This is a genomic window from Pseudomonas neuropathica, from assembly GCF_015461835.1.
Classification (GTDB): Bacteria; Pseudomonadota; Gammaproteobacteria; order Pseudomonadales; family Pseudomonadaceae; genus Aquipseudomonas; species Aquipseudomonas neuropathica.
The window spans coordinates 126081-143993 of the sequence record NZ_JACOPX010000005.1; the positions used below are offsets into that span (position 1 = coordinate 126081).

16 protein-coding genes are annotated in these 17913 nt (G+C 61.3%); 6 read left to right on the forward strand and 10 right to left on the reverse strand.

What is annotated here, in order from left to right; all coding sequences use genetic code 11:
* Nucleotides 1–143 precede the first annotated feature (143 nt).
* Both H8F23_RS08335 and H8F23_RS08340 read left to right on the forward strand, forming a co-directional pair.
* Nucleotides 144–1625, forward strand: coding sequence for a methyl-accepting chemotaxis protein (locus H8F23_RS08335; RefSeq protein WP_194934005.1), 1482 nt, complete (start codon nt 144–146; stop codon nt 1623–1625).
* A 187-nt stretch (nt 1626–1812) separates the two neighbouring features.
* Entirely contained in the window at nt 1813–2178 is a 366-nt protein-coding gene (locus H8F23_RS08340; RefSeq protein ID WP_034155260.1) for a DUF962 domain-containing protein, read from the forward strand.
* A 1-nt stretch (nt 2179) separates the two neighbouring features.
* On the opposite strand, the gene H8F23_RS08345 is transcribed toward H8F23_RS08340, so the two are convergent.
* The 3 genes from H8F23_RS08345 to H8F23_RS08355 form a co-directional block, all read right to left on the reverse strand.
* Nucleotides 2180–2974, reverse strand: coding sequence for an acyl-CoA thioesterase (locus H8F23_RS08345; protein WP_064120268.1), 795 nt, complete (start codon nt 2972–2974; stop codon nt 2180–2182).
* Nucleotides 2975–3207: 233 nt separating this feature from the next.
* Complete coding sequence (locus H8F23_RS08350; RefSeq protein WP_194934006.1) at nt 3208–3972, reverse strand: CHAD domain-containing protein; 765 nt, start codon at nt 3970–3972, stop codon at nt 3208–3210.
* A gap of 79 nt (nt 3973–4051) precedes the next feature.
* Nucleotides 4052–4330, reverse strand: a complete 279-nt coding sequence (locus tag H8F23_RS08355; protein ID WP_007908543.1) for a hypothetical protein — start codon at nt 4328–4330, stop codon at nt 4052–4054.
* Nucleotides 4331–4545: 215 nt separating this feature from the next.
* Here H8F23_RS08355 and H8F23_RS08360 point away from each other — a divergent pair, with 215 nt between their 5' ends.
* Nucleotides 4546–5583, forward strand: a complete 1038-nt coding sequence (locus H8F23_RS08360; protein WP_123453059.1) for a patatin-like phospholipase family protein — start codon at nt 4546–4548, stop codon at nt 5581–5583.
* Nucleotides 5584–5718: 135 nt separating this feature from the next.
* Here the strand turns inward: H8F23_RS08360 and H8F23_RS08365 are convergent, their stop codons facing one another.
* The 6 genes from H8F23_RS08365 to kdpF all read right to left on the reverse strand — a co-directional run bounded on the left by H8F23_RS08365 (nt 5719) and on the right by kdpF (nt 13884).
* Nucleotides 5719–6417: a response regulator gene (locus tag H8F23_RS08365; protein ID WP_194934007.1), complete on the reverse strand. Its 699-nt coding sequence runs from the start codon at nt 6415–6417 to the stop codon at nt 5719–5721.
* A gap of 48 nt (nt 6418–6465) precedes the next feature.
* Nucleotides 6466–9117 carry a sensor histidine kinase gene (locus H8F23_RS08370; RefSeq protein WP_194934008.1) on the reverse strand — a complete coding sequence of 884 codons (2652 nt, stop codon included), beginning with the start codon at nt 9115–9117 and terminating at the stop codon, nt 6466–6468.
* A 130-nt stretch (nt 9118–9247) separates the two neighbouring features.
* A complete protein-coding gene (kdpC, locus tag H8F23_RS08375; protein WP_194934009.1) occupies nt 9248–9793 on the reverse strand; it encodes a potassium-transporting ATPase subunit KdpC in 546 nt (181 codons plus the stop codon).
* Between the two features lie 230 nt (nt 9794–10023).
* On the reverse strand, nt 10024–12081 hold the full coding sequence (kdpB, locus tag H8F23_RS08380) for a potassium-transporting ATPase subunit KdpB (RefSeq protein WP_194934010.1): 2058 nt from the start codon (nt 12079–12081) through the stop codon (nt 10024–10026).
* A 10-nt stretch (nt 12082–12091) separates the two neighbouring features.
* Complete coding sequence (kdpA, locus tag H8F23_RS08385; protein WP_194934011.1) at nt 12092–13786, reverse strand: potassium-transporting ATPase subunit KdpA; 1695 nt, start codon at nt 13784–13786, stop codon at nt 12092–12094.
* An 8-nt stretch (nt 13787–13794) separates the two neighbouring features.
* Nucleotides 13795–13884 (reverse strand): K(+)-transporting ATPase subunit F, encoded by a 90-nt coding sequence (kdpF, locus tag H8F23_RS08390; RefSeq protein ID WP_007899818.1) that lies wholly within the window; start codon nt 13882–13884, stop codon nt 13795–13797.
* A 398-nt stretch (nt 13885–14282) separates the two neighbouring features.
* Between kdpF and eat the strand changes: the two genes are divergently transcribed.
* The 3 genes from eat to H8F23_RS08405 all read left to right on the forward strand — a co-directional run bounded on the left by eat (nt 14283) and on the right by H8F23_RS08405 (nt 16636).
* A complete protein-coding gene (gene eat, locus H8F23_RS08395; RefSeq protein WP_194934012.1) occupies nt 14283–15647 on the forward strand; it encodes an ethanolamine permease in 1365 nt (454 codons plus the stop codon).
* Nucleotides 15648–15776: 129 nt separating this feature from the next.
* Entirely contained in the window at nt 15777–15944 is a 168-nt protein-coding gene (locus tag H8F23_RS08400; protein WP_007908505.1) for a DUF2897 family protein, read from the forward strand.
* Nucleotides 15945–16081: 137 nt separating this feature from the next.
* Nucleotides 16082–16636, forward strand: coding sequence for a TetR/AcrR family transcriptional regulator (locus H8F23_RS08405; protein WP_093435230.1), 555 nt, complete (start codon nt 16082–16084; stop codon nt 16634–16636).
* On the opposite strand, the gene fabF is transcribed toward H8F23_RS08405, so the two are convergent.
* A complete protein-coding gene (gene fabF / locus H8F23_RS08410) occupies nt 16633–17907 on the reverse strand; it encodes a beta-ketoacyl-ACP synthase II (RefSeq protein ID WP_194934013.1) in 1275 nt (424 codons plus the stop codon). The two genes, H8F23_RS08405 and fabF, sit on opposite strands and share 4 nt — an antisense overlap.
* Nucleotides 17908–17913: the final 6 nt, after the last annotated feature.

A 17913-nucleotide genomic window follows, 5' to 3' on the forward strand; every position in this document is an offset into this window, starting at 1 on the left:
ATGGGCAGCCGCCATCGCGAGCAGGCTCACTCCTACGGGGGGAACCGCTTTGTCTGTTGACTCATATCAAGATCCGCAGATCTGCATAGCGGCACAATAATGGCACCTTGCCAAAACTGTTTCCGCTATCAGAGAAGACCTCCATGGGTGCCTGGCTTAGCAATATCTCGCTGAAATACAAATTCTGGGCGGTCAATGCGGTCGCCTTCGTCACCACCCTGCTGCTGGTGCTGTACGCCGTGCAACTCGAACAACAGGCGCGCAGTCACGCATCGCAAGCATCCGCACAGGCCCAGGCACAATTGCTCAAGGCCTGGCCGGCCGGGCAGCCGCTGCCGAAGGCGGATCACGTGCTGACCTTCAAACGCGGTGAAGCACCGCGCCTGAACGATCAACCCTTGCTGGAAATCACGGAAAGCAACGGCTGGAACGAGATCAATCACCTGCCGCTGTTCGGCGAAAATCCGTTGATGGGCGCCGAAGTGTTCAGCCGCGCCGATGGTCAGCAGGTCGCGGTGATTGCCTATGGTCCGAGCCTGAGCCAAGTGTTCAGCGAACGTTTCGCCAACTATGCGGTGGCGGTGTTCATTCTGATGTTCGCCATGCTGTGCGCCTCGCAGTTGCTGATCCGCTTCCTGCTCAGCCAGCTCAACACGCTGAAAGACGTGATGCTCCACGTCGAGAAAAGCGGCGATCTCTCGGCCCGTGTGCCGCTGGCCGGCAAAGACGAAGTCGGGCAGATGGCCAATGCGTTCAACGCGATGCAGGCCGGTTATCAACGCGTCGTCACCACGGTGGCCAATACCGCGCGGCAACTGGATGTCGGCGCGGCACGGCTGGCGTCAAGCATGAACGAAGTGCGCCACGGCATGCTCGGCCAGCAGAGCGAAACCGATCAGGCCGCCACCGCGATCAACGAAATGACCGCCACCGTTTACCACATCGCCCAACATGCTGGCGCCACTCGCGATTTGTCGCAGACCGCCGATGGCCTCGCCGGCAGCGGTCAGCAAGTGGTCGCGCGGGTGCAGCATTCGATTGCCGGGTTATCCAGCGGTGTGCAGCAGACCGCCGAGATGATTCAACGGCTGGCCGAGGACAGCCAGAAGATCAACGGCGTGGTCAGCGTGATTCACAGCATTGCCGAGCAAACCAACCTGTTGGCACTGAACGCCGCCATCGAGGCGGCCCGCGCCGGTGAGATGGGCCGCGGCTTTGCGGTGGTGGCCGATGAGGTGCGCAACCTGGCCAAACGTGTGCAGACCTCGACCGACGAAATCACCACGATGGTCTCGGCCTTGCAGGCTGGCACTCGCGATGCGGTGGATTTCATGCAGGAAAGTTCGTACAAGGCCGACGATTGTGTGCAGCAGGCGCAGGAGGCGGGTGCGGCGCTGGCGGAAATCACCGGCGCGGTGGCGCAGATGCGTGAGAGCAACACGCAGATTGCCGTGGCGGCGGAGCAGCAAAGTCAGGTCGCCGAGGAGATGAACCGAGCGGTGGTGAGTATTCGCGATGTGACCGAGAACACGGTGCAGCAGACTGTGGATTCGGCGACCACGAGTAATGAACTGGCGACGTTGGCCGGGGAGTTGAGCAAGGCAATAGGTCAGTTGAAGCTCTGAAGATCAAAAGATCGCAGCCTTCGGCAGCTCCTACAGGTGTAGGCATTTCAATGTAGGAGCTGCCGAAGGCTGCGATCTTTTTTGTCCATCATTACTATGATGCCAATAGCCAACCTTGATTCGCCGCCCTCGGCGCCCGGGCCTATTCTTCAACCATGAGTTCAACATGGATCGAGGAGTAGCAAACATGGGCAAACGTCACCCCAACCTTCCCGCGTGGCAATGGCGCGCGTACCCGGGCAATCATCAGCACCCGACCAATCTGGTGCTGCACCTGATTGCCGTGCCGTTGTTTATCGTCGCGTTTCTGCTGATCGTCTCCGGGGTGTTCAGCCTGAGTCTGGCCAGTGTGGCTATCGGCGTGATCGGCATCATCGCGGCGCTGGGTTTGCAGCGCCATGGCCACAGCCTGGAGGCGCAAGCCTCCGAGCCGTTCAGTGATCGTAAAGATGCCGTCTCGCGTTTACTGGTCGAGCAGTTTCTGACCTTTCCGCGCTTCTTTCTGAGTGGCGGCTGGTGGCGCGCCTGGCGTGAACGCCACCGTCGGCATTGAGTCAGGCGAAAATCGTGACCGTCTGACGACTCATGGCAATCAACTCCCCTTCCGCGCTCCACAGCTTGGCGGCGACATGGCCGTAGCCGTCGGCGGCGTATTCGATATCGGCCAGATATTGGCACCAGTCCAGCGTGCTCAAATCGTGTAGCGGCTGCACGAATTCGATGGTCCAGGTCAGCGTGCTACCCGGTGCCGGCTTCTTCAGATATGGCAACAGCGCGGGCGGCCACGCGTCCACCAGGGCCAGCAGATGCGCCTCGTTGACCGGTTCTTCTTTGACATCTCCGCGTAACCGCACCCAGCCGCCCATCAGCCGCGATTGAGTGCCGGTGAACGGCATCCCACCGACACTCCAGCGCATTGCCAGATGACGCATGAATTCTGGCGTCACGCCTTTGATGTAAGGCAACTCCTGGCATTCATCCCAGTGCTTCATTGATGGCGCCGGATAGGCTTCGACTGCCACCTCCGACGGCCGCGAAGCACCGAAGCTGCCTTGAACGATCGTTACCACCTGACCATTCTGCATCGCCCGGCCCATGACCTGGCTGACGGCTTTGCCTTCGCGCAGTACATCGACTTCGAAACTCACCGGGACTTCAGGTTCGACAGGGCCGACAAAGGTGATCGCCAGCGAACGCACCGGGCGATCTGCCGGGACTTTCGCGCGCATGGCTTCGTATTGCAGCGCGGCCACCAGACCACCAAAACTGGCACGGCCCTGGCCCCATTCGGCAGGGATCGTCAGTTCCGGTTGGCGGCGGACCGCCTCGAGCAGATCGCTAAAGCGCATGGCAACCTCAGAAAACAAGAAAGGAATGCAGGGATCTTAACCAGAGCTGCAGAGCGCCGCAGCGTCTATTCCGGTCAAATGGGCTGACAGAAAGGCCTTAGCGTATTTCAATACAGACACAAAACCCTGTAGGAGCTGCCGAAGGCTGCGATCTTTTGATTTTGATTTTTAACAACAAGATCAAAAGATCGCAGCCTTCGGCAGCTCCTACAGGAGATATCGCGGGGCTAAGGTTATTTGAAACAGGCTGAACTGAGTTTTTCCAGCACGCGATCAGCCTTGCTTTCGGCGTTGATCATGGTCGCCTGCCAAGTGGCGACACAGGGCTGCAGATCCGCCTCCAGCTCAGCCTTCGCCAGCCACTGCCAGCAATCGTGCCAGTCGCCCAGCGCGCCTTGGGCAGACTTGAGGCGAGCCAGCGCCGCCTCGGGCAAGCGGTCGAGTTCGGGATAGGCCTCAATGCCGTAACGCACGCGCTTGATCAGCAGGCGCAGGCGATGGCGGTCATGGGCGGGATCGTGCAGCGCCTCGTCGAGTTTCTGCCATTGCTTGCCCAAGCGCTTTTCGATGCGTTTGTCCAAGCCCTTGAGCAAGCCCTGACGCTGAGACGCACGCAGAAATCGCGGGAAAGCGTCGAGAATCATCAGCAGCGAGGCCACTTCGGCACTCGCCGCCAGCGCCGGATAAGCCTCGGCCATCTGCACCATGCGGCGTTGCGCGGCTTCGGGCTGATCATGCGCGAGCAGGTACGCCGCCAACACCTCGCGATCACGCCACGGGGTGGTCAATTGGCCGACCGCCGAAGCGGCATCTTCCAGTTGTTCGACACCGGGCAGACCGCGCAATGGCCGCAACAGACTGCGCAAGCGCCGCACCGTGGTGCGCAGATCATGCAGCGCCTCGGGGTCGGTCCGTGCAGTGAGCCGTGCCTGACAGGCCAGCAGGCGCACTTCCAGACTCAGGACATGAGCCACCAACCGGTCAACCAACGCAGACATCACTTGCTCCTGATTCAAATGGCTTCGAGGTTCATTTTGCCGCTCAGTCAAAGCAGCGTCCTTGCTTCACGTCAGCAGCTTAGCGGCCGGCGCGGGATTCGCGAATGTAGAAACGCGCCTTCTCGGCTTTCTTGCTGCAACCTTCGAAACCCTCGAATTGCTGCTGGGTCTTCGCGGCGGTCAGCAGCGACAACGCTTTGGAGTAGCTGACAGTGCCGGCAAAGCCTTCGGCCTTGGCCAGATCCAGCTCATGCCAGGCCGCGTCGAGCTGGCTGCCGCAGCTGTCGCGGTAAGCGGTTTTACCGGCGCAACCGGCCAATGCCAGAGCCATCAACGGCACACAGATCCAGGCTTTCATCACTCACACCTCAAATAGGTCAACAGTCGTGCAGGTAAGACGGCCGGGCTACGAAAAAGTGCCTTGCCGGCGGGTGAAACCGCGCAACTGAGAAGGATAGCGCTGAAGGGCCATGCAGTAGCGAAAAAACGACGTCACTGGCGCACTCAACGACTTCGGCGATTGAGCCTGCCCGGCGATGGGTGCATTGTGGAACCTTGTCGGGAGGACGTTGGATGAAAAAACGTGTCGCGCTGGTACTGGGCTCCGGTGGCGCCCGGGGCTATGCCCATATCGGGGTCATTGAAGAGATCGAGAAACGCGGTTACGAAATCGCCTGCATTGCCGGGTGTTCGATGGGCGCCGTGGTCGGTGGGATCTATGCCGCTGGCAAACTCGACGTCTACAAAAACTGGATCGAAAGTCTCGACTATCTGGATGTGCTGCGCCTGGTCGACGTGAGTTTTCGCCTCGGCGCGATTCGCGGCGAAAAGGTCTTCGGGCAGATCCGCAAGATCGTCGGCGAGGTCAACATCGAAGACTTGCGCATTCCCTACACCGCCGTCGCCGCCGACCTCACCAACCAGCAAGAAATCTGGTTCCAGGAAGGCTGCCTGCATCAGGCGATGCGCGCCTCGGCGGCGATTCCCAGCCTGTTCACCCCGGTGATGCAAGGCAATCGCATGCTGGTCGACGGTGGCATTCTCAACCCGTTGCCGATCGTGCCGGTGGTGTCGAGCCACTGCGATCTGATCATTGCGGTCAATCTCAACTCGACCAATCAGCGTCACTACAAATTGCCGGTAATCCAGCGCCCGGCCGCTTTTCGCTCACGCTTCGACAGCCTGATCAGTTCGCTGGGATCGAAGATGCCATTCCGCCGTACACAGGCCGAGCAATTGTTGCGGCTCGAACAGGAAGCGCTGCGCGCCGAAGCGGCGGACATCAATCCCTGGCTGGACGGCGCCGAGCCGGAGAGCCAGCAACCGGCAGCCGCGCCCGAGCGTGAAGGCGCACCGAAATCGGCGACCGGTTCGTTCATCATCGATAACGTCGGGCCGGCGTCGCTGCTGGATTTGATCAACCAGAGTTTCGAGGTGATGCAGACCTCGTTGGCGCAGTACAAGATTGCCGGGTATCCGCCGGATATCCTGATCAATGTGCCGAAGCGGGTGTGCCGGTTTTTCGAGTTTTACAAGGCGCCGGAGCTGATCGCATTGGGGCGCGAGATTGCCCGGGATACGCTGGATCGGTATGACAGTGAGCAGGGGTGATCGGCTGAAAAATCTCGATTGAATGCAATGCCCTCATCGCGAGCAGGCTCACTCCTACAGGGGATTTATGCTCGACACAGATCCCCTGTAGGAGTGAGCCTGCTCGCGATGGGGCCAGAACAGCCACCCCAAAAACTACAGGCCGTTCTCGCTCAGCAGACGATACCCAACCCCCGCCTCGGTCACGATAAATCGCGGCCGCGTCGGGTCATCCGCCAGTTTCTGGCGCAAATGCCCCACCACAATCCGCAGATAATGGCTGTCCTCGGTGTGGGTCGGCCCCCAGATATCCTTGAGCAATTGTTGCTGGGTAATCACCCGCCCCGGATGCCGTGCCAGTTGCGCCAGCACCGCGTATTCCTTGCGGGTCAGCGCCACTTCGACACCGTCGAGCAACACCCGCCGATAAGCCAGATCCACGGTCAGCGGGCCGAAGCTCAGCGCCGCCTGCTGCGCCTCCCCTGCCGGAGCCTGACGCAACAAGGCGCGGACTCGGGCGAGAAACTCCTGGATGCCGAACGGCTTGGTCACGTAGTCATTGGCGCCGCCATCCAGCGCCTGGACTTTCTGCCCTTCGCTCGCGCGCACCGACAACACCAGCACCGGCGCCGTCGCCCACTCGCGAAACTCGCGCAGCACTTGCTGGCCATCCATGTCCGGCAAGCCTAAATCGAGCACCAGCAGGTCCGGTTTGTTCAGCGCCGCTTGCGCCAGCCCTTCGGCACCGGTGCCGGCTTCAAGTACTTTGTAGCCTTGAGAAGCGAGGCTGATGCGCAGGAACTTGCGGATCTGCGGTTCGTCGTCGATGACCAAAATGGTCGCGGTCTGGCTCATGAATTCACATCAACACAAAGAAGTGGCAAGAGAGTAGCGCAGTCGCCATCAGGCTTCATCGTCCATCCCCGGTTGCGTCTGCAACGGCAAGTGCAAGGTGATGCAGGTGCCGCGTCCGTCGATGCCGTCGGCGACGCTGATGCGCCCGCCGTGCGCGCCGACCATGCCCTGACAGATTGCCAGGCCGAGGCCGGTGCCCTGGCCGCCGCGATCACCGCGGGCAGCGGTGTAGAACATGTCGAAAATCTTCGCCCGTTCATCCTCGGGAATCCCCGGCCCCTCATCGCTGACCGAGAAGAAAATCTCTTGGTCATTCGCTCCCGCATTCAGTTGCAAACGACCGTGAGGTGGCGAAAAGCGTGCAGCGTTTTCCAGCACATTGACCAGCGCCTGTTCGATCAACGCGGCGTGGACAAACAGCAGCGGCAGTTCACTCGGCACATCGGTGCTGACCTGCAAAGGCGCCAGCACCGCGCGCAGACGATTGAGCGAACTGCCGACGATGTCGGCCGGCGACACCCAGTCCCGCGCCAGCTTCAGCGCCCCGTGGCCGAGCCGGGTCATGTCGAGCAGATTCTGGATGTAGCGATCGAGGCGTTCGGCTTCGTCGCGGGTGCCTTCGAGCAGTTCGCGACGGTCCTCCAGCGGTATCGCCTCGCCAAGGGCCAACAGGCTGTCGATGCTGCCGCGCATGGCGGTCAGCGGCGTGCGCAAGTCGTGGGACACGGAGGCCAGCAAGGCACTGCGCAGTTGTTCGGTTTCACCGTGCAGGCGTGCGGCTTCCAGGTCATCAGCCAACTGCGCGCGCGCCAACGCTTGGGCGAGCGGCTGACTCAACGCGGTGAGTAAACGCCGACGCTGGCCGCTCAAGGTCTGGCCTTCTTTCGCACAGACCCCGAGCAGCGCCAGCGGCCCGTCCTCGACTGACAGCGGCCACCACCACCAGCGTCCGAACGGCAGCGTGCCAGTGCCCATGCCTGCCGGTTGATCGTGTTGCCAGGCCCAGTCAGCGGCGGCGCGTTCGGACTCGGTAAACTCCAACGGCCCACCCGTCTCGACCTTCCAGCCGCCCTGCCCGTCCCGGTTGAGCAGGCATAACTGCAGATCGCTCCAGCCATTGAGGTGTTGCGCGGCAGCGCTGACCACCGCTTGGCGATCGGTCGCAGCGGTGAGTTTGCGCGACAGATCGAGCAGTTCGGTGGTCTCTTCCTGGGTGTCGCGCAGGGCCTGCAATTGCCGCCGCTGACGCGCCGCGAGGTTGCCGGTGAGCGCCGCCATGAGCAGGAAGAACAGCAAGGTCAGCACGTCTTCTTCGCGCTGAATGCTGAAGGAAAAATTCGGCGGGATAAACAGAAAGTCGTAGGTCAGAAACGACAGCGCCGCACAGGCCAGCGCCGGGCCGAGACTGCTGCGCACCGCCACCAGCAGCACCGCCGCAAGGAACACCAGCGAGATGTTCGGCAGCGGCAGCACGCTCGACACTGCCCACGCCAGGGCACTGGCCAACACCGTGGCGACCAGCGCCAGCGCATAGTCGAACCACACCAGCGTCAGCGGGTTTCGCGGCCGCGATTGCGGGCGTTCATGATCATTGTCGAGGACGTTGATTTCCAGGCCATGGGCCTGACGCAACAGACGCGCGGCCAAGCCACCACCGAACAGTCGACGCCGCCAACTCGGCCGGGACTGGCCGACCAGCACCAGACTCGCACGGCGCTCGGCGGCATGCTGGACCAAGGTTTTCGCGACTTCACCGGCGCGCAGTAAAACCACTTCCCCCCCGAGGCGCTCCGCCAGTTGCTGAGCACTTTGCAGACGCAGACGTGATTGCTCGTCGCGCACCGCGCCGTTATCGACGTGTACCAGACTCCACGGCAGATGCCGGCGCTGAGCGACACGACTGGCATGCCGAACCAGGCGTTCGGCCTGCGCATCGCCATCGACGCCAACCAGCAATCGGCCACGCACCGCCGGCGCGGCCTGACCGAGTTGGCGATAGCCTTGGGCGAGATCGTTATCGACCTGTGCGGCAGCGGTTTGCATCGCCAGTTCGCGCAATGCGGTGAGGTTGGTCTGGGTGAAAAACGCATCGATCGCCGCACGCGCCTGTTCCGGCACGTAGACCTTGCCTTCACGCAGACGCTCGAGCAGTTCACGCGGCGGCAGGTCGATCAACAGCAGTTCGTAGGCTTCTTGCAACACCCAGTCCGGCAGGGTTTCGCGCACTTGCACACCGGTGATGCCGCGCACCTGATCGTTGAGACTTTCCAGGTGCTGGACGTTGACCGTGGTGAACACGTCGATGCCGGCGGCGAGCAGTTCCTGAATGTCTTGCCAGCGTTTCGTGTGGCGACTGCCGGGGGCGTTGCTGTGGGCCAGCTCATCGACCAGCACCAGTTTCGGTTTGGCCGCGAGAATGCCGTCGAGGTCCATTTCTTCGAGCATCACGCCACGGTATTCCGAGCGCACCAACGCTTGCTGCGGCAAGCCGCCGAGCAGCGCTTCGGTTTCGGCGCGACCATGGGTTTCGACGACGCCAGCGATGACTTTCACGCCTTGGCGCAATTGCGTGTGGGCGGCCTGGAGCATGGCGTAGGTCTTGCCGACACCGGGAGCGGCGCCGAGAAAAACCTTGAGCCGGCCACGGCCGTCACGGGGCAGGTCTGCTAACAGCGCGTCGGCGCGGCCGGAGTCGCTCATGCTTGATGCTCTCTCTTCCTGATGTTTATGCGGTGTCTATGATGGCCCCTTCGCGAGCAAGCTCGCTCCCACATTTGGAACGCGTCCTCCTGTGGGAGCGAGCTTGCTCGCGAATGGTCGCGCCGCCTATTCAGAGCTGTTCCAGTGCCATGTTCAGCTCAAGCACATTGACTACCGGCGGCCCCACCAGCGGCTGTTCGATATGCGCATCGAGCAGTTGCTGAAGAGTCGATACCGGCACATTTCGCGCTGCTGCGACACGCGCCAGTTGATAGGCAATTGCCGCCGGTGGCAAGTGCGGATCGAGGCCACTGCCGGAGGTGGTCAGCAGGGCCAATGGCACTGGGCCTTGGCCGGGAACCTGGAGTTTGTTGGCGTCGTCGATCACGCGGGTTGCCAGTGCCGGATTGCTCGGGGCCAGGTTGCTCGCGCTGCTGGAAACGGTCGCAAACGCACCGGCGGATGGCCGTGGATGAAACCACGCATCGCCGACAAAATCCTGCGCGATCAGCGACGAGCCGCGGACCTTGCCGTCGGCGTCTCGCACCAGGCTGCCATTGGCTTGGGCGGGGAATGCGACTTGCGCAACACCGGTCACCACCAGTGGATAGGCGACACCGGTGACCAGGGTCATCAGCACCAGCAGGCTCAGGGCCGGACGTATCATTGTGGACATTTCAAGATCCTCGAATTCGTTGGGCAAACTTTGGTGGGGTGTCAGGGAGATCTTTTCCCCCTCACCCCAGCCCTCTCCCCCAAGGGGGCGAGGGGGAAAGGGAGCCGATCTTTGTGCAGTTCAAAACCTGAGTTAGGCTCGGTATCTCAAGTCGGTGAAGCTCCCGCAGTCACCTCGGTCAGTCCCCTCTCCCTCTGGGAGAGGGTTAGGGTGAGGGGCTTTTTCCGGCCTCACACCAGATGCAGCGCCGTGAGCAACATGTCGATCGCTTTGATCCCCACGAACGGCACCAGAATCCCGCCCAGTCCATAGATCAGCAGATTGCGTCGCAGCAGCGCCGCCGCACTCGCCGCCTGCACGCGCACACCGCGCAGCGCCAGCGGAATCAGCACGACGATGATCAAGGCGTTAAAGACGATCGCCGAGAGAATCGCGCTCTGCGGACTGGTCAGTTGCATGATGTTCAGCACGCCCAGTTGCGGATAGATCGAAGCGAACAGCGCCGGCAGAATCGCGAAATATTTGGCCACGTCGTTGGCGATGGAAAACGTCGTCAGCGCACCGCGAGTCACCAGCAATTCCTTGCCGATCTGCACCACGTCGAGCAGCTTGGTCGGGTCGCTGTCGAGGTCGACCATGTTCGCCGCTTCGCGGGCAGCCTGTGTGCCGTCATTCATCGCCATACCGACGTCCGCCTGAGCCAGCGCCGGCGCGTCGTTGGCACCGTCACCGCACATCGCAACCAGACGACCATCGTTCTGCTCGTGACGAATGCGCGCGAGTTTCTTCTCCGGGGTGGCTTCGGCGAGGACGTCATCAACGCCTGCTTCAGCGGCGATGGCGGCTGCGGTCAGCGGGTTGTCGCCGGTGACCATCACGGTGCGAATGCCCAGTTTGCGCAGTTCGGCAAAGCGCTCGCGGATGCCCGGTTTGACCACGTCCTTGAGGTGGATCGCGCCAAGCAGTTTGCCGTCGGCGCAGACCAGCAACGGGGTGCCGCCGCTCTGGGCGATCTTGTCGATTTCCCGCGACAGTGCCGGAGCCAGATCCGAGCGTTTTTGGCTGAGGAAATTCAGCAGCGAATCCACCGCACCTTTGCGATAGACACGGCCCTGATAGTCGACGCCGGACAACCGGGTTTCAGCGCTGAACGGCACAGCGGTCAAGGTTTCCAGCGCCGGCTCAGGTTGCGGATGCAGACCACGCAGGTATTCAACGATGGATTTACCTTCAGCGGTCTCGTCAGCCAAAGAGGCGAACAACGCACCTTCGGCCAGTTCACGACCACTCACACCCGGCGCGGCATACACCGCACTGCAACGACGATTACCGAAGGTGATGGTGCCGGTCTTGTCGAGCAGCAACACATGCACGTCGCCCGCCGCTTCCACCGCACGACCGGACTTGGCGATCACGTTGAGGCGCACCAGACGATCCATCCCGGCGATACCGATCGCCGACAACAGACCGCCAATGGTGGTCGGGATCAGCGTAACCAGCAGCGCCACCAGAAACACCAGCGGCAGGCTGCCGTTGGCGAAATGGGCGAACGGCTGCAGGGTCACGACCACCAGCAGGAAGATCAGGGTCAGGCCGATCAGCAGGATATCCAGCGCCACTTCATTCGGGGTCTTCTGGCGTTTGGCGCCTTCGACCAGGGCGATCATGCGATCAAGGGTCGACTCGCCCGGATTGGCGGTGATTTGCACCAGCAGCCAATCGGAGACCAGTCGCGTGTTGCCGGTGACGGCCGAACGGTCACCGCCGGACTCACGAATCACCGGCGCCGATTCACCGGTGATCGCCGCTTCGTTGACCGCCGCGATGCCTTCGATGACTTCACCGTCACCGGGGATCATCTCCCCGGCTTCGACGCGTACTACATCACCCTTGCGCAGGCTTGCCGCTGGCACCACTTGAAAGCTGCCATTGGCCAATTTGCGCCGGGCGCTGAGGCCTTCGCTGCCCGCCTTGAGGCTGTCGGCGCGGGCCTTGCCGCGACCTTCGGCCAAGGCTTCGGCGAAGTTGGCAAACAGCACGGTGAACCACAGCCACAGGGCGATTTGCGCAGCGACGAAGGTCGGCACATCGGCGTCGGGAATGAAGCACAGCACAGTGGTGAAAATTGCGGTCAGCTCAACCACCAGCATCACCGGCGAACGCTTCAATTGCCGTGGGTCGAGCTTGACGAAAGCTTGTACCAGCGCCGGCCGCCACAGGGCCGAGATCGCGGTTTTCGCTTGTTCCGGTGCCTTGGTGGCAGCGGGTTTGATTGCAGGCATATTCATGATGGATTCCTTAGAAGCCCATACTTAAATGTTCGGCGATAGGGCCGAGCGCCAGAGTCGGCAAGAAGGTCAGGCCGCCCACCAGCAAAATGGTCACGGTCAACAGGGTCACGAACAGCGGGCCGTGGGTCGGGAAGCTGTTCTGGCCGATCGGTGCGGTTTTCTTCATCGCCAGACTGCCCGCCAGCGCCAGCACGGGAAGGATGTAACCGAAGCGGCCGATCAACATGCCCAGACCCAACATCAAGTTGTGGAACGGCGTGTTCGCACCCAGACCACCGAACGCCGAGCCGTTGTTGGCGCTCGCCGAGGTGTAGGCATAGAGCAACTGGCTGAAACCGTGCGGGCCGGGGTTGCTGATGGTCGCCGCAGCACTGGGAACCGCTGCGGCAATCGCACCGAGCACCAGCACGCCGACCGGCATCACCAACAGAGTGACGACCAGCAATTGCACTTCGCGCGCCTGGAGTTTCTTGCCGAGGTATTCCGGCGTACGCCCGATCATCAGACCGGCGAGGAACACCGCGATCAGCACGTTGAGCAACATGCCGTAGAGCCCGGCACCGACGCCGCCGAAGATCACTTCGCCGACCATCATGTTGACCAGCGCGACCATGCCGCTGAGCGGGTTGAGGCTGTCGTGCATGGCGTTGACCGAACCGTTCGACGCTGCGGTGGTGGTCACCGACCACAGCACGGTGGCGGTGGTGCCAAAGCGTGCTTCTTTACCTTCCAGCGGCGCGGTCTGTTCAACCGCAGCGTTGTTCAGCGTCGGGTTTGGCTGATATTCAGCCCACAGCGAAGTCGCGCCGCCGATCAGGAACAGCGCCAGCATGCAGGCGATGATCGCGCGGCTCTGACGCAGGTCTTTGACGTAATGGCCGAAGGTGAATACCAGCGCCACCGGAATCAGAATGATCGAAGCGACTTCGAACAGGTTGCTCCACGCCGTCGGGTTCTCGAACGGATGCGCCGAGTTGACGCCGAAGAAGCCACCACCGTTGGTGCCCAGTTGCTTGATCGCAATCTGACTGGCGGCCGGGCCGAGCGGGATCACTTGATCAACGCCCTGCATCGTCACCGCATTCACATACTGCGCGAAGGTTTGCGGCACGCCCTGCCAGACCAGATACAACGCCAGCAGCAAGCACAGTGGCAGCAACCCGTAGAGAGTGGCGCGGGTCATGTCGACCCAGAAGTTGCCGAGAGTCTTGGTCGACTTGCGACCGATGCCACGGCACAGCGCAACCAGCACGGCCAGGCCGGTGGCGGCGCTGACGAAATTCTGCACGGTGAGACCGACCATCTGGCTCAGATAGCTGAGGGTCGCCTCGCCGCTGTAGGACTGCCAGTTGGTGTTGGTCATGAAACTGACCGCGGTGTTGAATGCCTGCGTCCATTCCTGGCCCGGCAGATTTTGCGGGTTCAGCGGCAAGTGATCCTGAAACAACAGGATCGCGAACAGCAGCAGGAAACCGGCAAGGTTGAACGCCAGCAGCGCCAGCGTGTACTTCTGCCAGCTCTGCTCGGCGTTAGGATCAACCCCGGCGACGCGATAGCAACCGCGCTCGACCGGACCGAGAATCGGCGTCAGCCAGGTGCGCTGACCTTCCATTACCTTGTAGTAGAAGCGCCCGAGGAACGGCGCCGGCAGCAAGACCACCGCAAAAAACGCGAGGATCAGCCAATAGTCATAACTGTGCATAGCCGCTCCTAGTTCCGATCCGCGCGCAACAGCGCAACCAACAGATAAATGAACAGCCCCACTGCCAACAGCAGTGACACCCCGTCCAGAACGCTCATGGAAGATCTCCGTGTTACGGCGTATTGCCGCGTGTGGAGGCATTGTCGGAAAGGAGGCTGTAAAGGAACGAGAGCGAGGGTGTTGGCTGTGCATAAAGAAAGCGTAAAGAGTGGGTTTATGCGGGCTTTACGGAGAGATTTTCTGACGTTAGTGCAGGCCCCATCGCGAGCAGGCTCACTCCTACAGTTGGGATGCGTTCCCCTGTAGGAGTGAGCCTGCTCGCGATAGCGTCAAAACAGGCACCACTGCACCCAACTGGCGCACAAAAAGCAGCTATCCCCCCGCGAACATCCCCGATACGACAGCTTTCAACTCATTACGACTTGTTTCAGCGCAATGGCACGCGCACTGCAAACGCCCTCCCCTGAGCTTTCCAAACCGTTCAGGGAGCAAACGCATGAACACACAACTCAAACCCACACTGGGCACGTTGCATCTGTGGGGCATCGCCGTAGGGCTGGTGATTTCCGGGGAATATTTCGGCTGGAGTTACGGCTGGGGCGTGGCCGGTACGCTGGGTTTTCTGGTGACCTCGTTCATGGTCGCGACCATGTACACCTGCTTTATCTTCAGTTTCACCGAACTGACCACCGCGATTCCCCATGCGGGCGGGCCGTTTGCCTACAGCCGACGCGCCTTCGGTGAAAAAGGAGGATTGATTGCAGGCTTGGCCACGCTGATCGAATTCGTCTTCGCGCCACCGGCCATTGCCCTGGCGATTGGCGCCTACCTCAATGTGCAGTTTCCGGCGCTCGACCCCAAACACGCAGCAGTCGGCGCCTACATTGTGTTCATGGGCCTGAATATTCTTGGGGTGAAACTGGCGGCCACGTTCGAGCTGATTGTTTGCGTGCTGGCCGTCGCCGAACTGCTGGTGTTCATGGGCGTAGTTGCGCCCGCGTTCAGCTTCAGCAACTTCGCCTTGAACGGTTGGGCAGGGTCGGATGTATTTGGCGCGCCGGCGATTGCCGGGATGTTCGCGGCCATTCCATTTGCGATCTGGTTCTTCCTCGCCATCGAAGGCGCGGCAATGGCTGCCGAAGAGGCCAAGGATCCGAAACGCACGATTCCGAAGGCTTACATCAGCGGCATCCTGACTCTGGTGTTACTGGCGATGGGCGTGATGTTTTTTGCCGGCGGCGTCGGCGACTGGCGCACCCTGGCCAACATCAACGACCCGCTGCCGCAGGCGATGAAAACCGTGGTCGGCGATAACTCCGGTTGGCTGCACATGCTGGTGTGGATTGGCCTGTTCGGTCTGATCGCCAGTTTCCACGGGATCATTCTCGGCTACTCGCGTCAGTTCTTCGCTCTGGCCCGCGCCGGTTACCTGCCAGCCTCGCTGGCGAAACTTTCACGCTTCCAGACACCGCATCGCGCAATCATTGTCGGCGGCATCATCGGCATTGCCGCGATTTACAGCGACGGGCTGATCAACCTCGGCGGCATGACGCTCACCGCGGCGATGATCACCATGGCCGTGTTCGGCGCCATCGTGATGTACATCATGAGCATGCTCAGCCTGTTCAAACTGCGTAAATCGGAACCCAATCTCGAGCGTACTTTCCGCGCGCCGTGCTATCCGTTGATTCCAATGATTGCATTGGTGCTGGCGGTGGTTTGTCTGGTGGCGATGGCCTGGTTCAACGCATTGATCGGCTTGATCTTCCTTGGCTTCATGGCGGTCGGTTTCGGCTACTTCCTGCTGACCGGACAACTGCGTGCCGACGCGCCAGCCGATGCGATGCTGACAGGTCATTGAGGGATTTCGGGTGTACCGGGTACAAGCGGCCTAGAATGGAACCACTGCGAGTTCACTTCGCTCAAAAGTGGTATGCAGCGTTGCACGGCGAAATCCTCGTCCGTCGACCTGCCCTTAAGGAGAGCCGTTATGCCTTGGTATGCCTGGTTGATTCTGGTCGTTGCAATCGGCTCGATCGTGGGTGGATTAATGATGTTGCGCGACACCGCCAACAAGGTCGATCTGACCGATGAAGAACGCCGACGCGTTGCCCAACGCAATGCCGAAGCGGACGCCAAAGACGCCCAAGACCGCTGAACACAACCCCGCCTGATCTGCGGGGTTTGTGCTTTTTATAGCCATTGGAGCTATCCGCACGCTTTTAAGAAGTAGAAGTACAGTCACCATCTAATTTTCCTTGGTTAAGATGGGGACATTGTTGCGGAGAGTTCCAGATGCGTTATTCGCAGGATCATAAAGCCCAGACCCATCAGCGCATCATCAAGGAGGCTTCGGCACGTTTTCGCAAGGACGGAATCGGCGCTACCGGCCTGCAACCCCTGATGAAAGCGCTGGGTCTGACCCATGGCGGTTTCTACTCACATTTCAAGTCCAAGGACGAGTTGGTCGAGAAGGCCTTGCAAGAGGCCGGCAACCAGGTCGACGGGTTATGTGCCGAGATTTTTGCCCAGGACAACGCGCTTGATGTGTTCATCGAGACGTATCTGTCCGAATGGCACCAGACATCGCCAGATGAAGGCTGCCCGCTGCTGACCATTTCTTCCGAGTTGGGGCTGCGCGGGCAACCGAGTCCCACCAGTGACGTGGTGCTCAACGCACGGCTGGAGCAGATCGAAAACAGCCTCGAAGGCGAGAACAGCGCTGACCGCGCCATCGTCATCATGTCGACCCTGGTCGGTGCACTGCTGCTGTCGCGCAGTGTCGCGGATGCCGGGTTTGCGCAACGCATCCTCGATATCACCCGCGATCACCTCAAGAACCGCGACTAAGCCTGCCAGCGCTTGAACAATACGCTGGCATTGACCCCGCCAAACCCGAAACCGTTGGACAGTGCATATTCGATCGACATCGGCCGAGCCTGGCCATGAACAATGTCCACGCCTGCGCTCGCCGGATCGGGATTGTCGAAATTCAAAGTCGGCGGCACCACCTGATCACGAATCGCCAACAGTGTGAAAATGGCTTCAAGCCCACCGGCAGCGCCGAGCAAATGACCGGTGGCTGACTTGGTCGAGGTTACGGCGATTTTATTCTCGGTTCCGAACAACGCCTTGATCGCGGCCAACTCACCCAGATCGCCCACTGGCGTCGAGGTCGCATGCGCATTGAGATGCTGCACTTGATCCGGCTCGATACCCGCCTGCGCCAGTGCCAGCGTCATCGCCCGCCGCGCACCACTGCCATCTTCAGGCCCGGCCGTCAGGTGATAGGCGTCGGCGCTGGTGCCATAGCCGACCAGCTCCGCCAAAGGCGTCGCGCCACGCGCCAACGCATGCTCGAGGGATTCGATCACCAACAGCCCGGCGCCCTCGCCCATCACGAAACCATCGCGACCACTGTCGAACGGCCGAGACGCGCGCTCCGGGGTGTCGTTGTAACCGCTCGACAGTGCCCGCGCTGCCGCGAAACCGGCCAGACTGACACGGTCGATGCAGGCTTCCGCGCCGCCACACACGGCAATATCCGCTTCGCCGGCGCGGATCAATCGCGCCGCGTCGCCAATCGCTTGAACACCCGCAGCGCACGCCGTCACCGGTGCGCCCAAAGGCCCCTTGAGGCCGTGTTGAATGGACACGTGACCTGCCGCGAGATTGACCAGAAACGAAGGAATGGTAAACGGTGACAAACGCCGAGGACCGCGACTGTCGGTGGTGCGCACGGCGTCGGCAATCGCGCCAAAACCGCCGACACCGGAACCGATGATCGTTGCGCTACGCTCCTGGCTTTTGCTTTCTGCAGGATGCCAGCCAGCCTGCTCCAGCGCCTGACGGGCAGCCTCCATGGCGAACAGAATGAAGCGGTCCATCTTCTTCTGCTCCTTCGGTGGCGTGGCGCGATCCGGATCGAAACCTGCTTCAGCGTCCTCTTCCAGCGTCGGCACCGCGCCGCCGACTCGCGTGGGTAAATCAGCGACCGTTGCCTCAGGCAAGTTACGCAAACCAGAACGCCCGGCCAGCAAACGCTGCCATACGACTTCGAGATCGCTGCCCAAGGGTGAAACCAGGCCCATGCCCGTGACGACTATTCGACGCGAATCCATACCGTG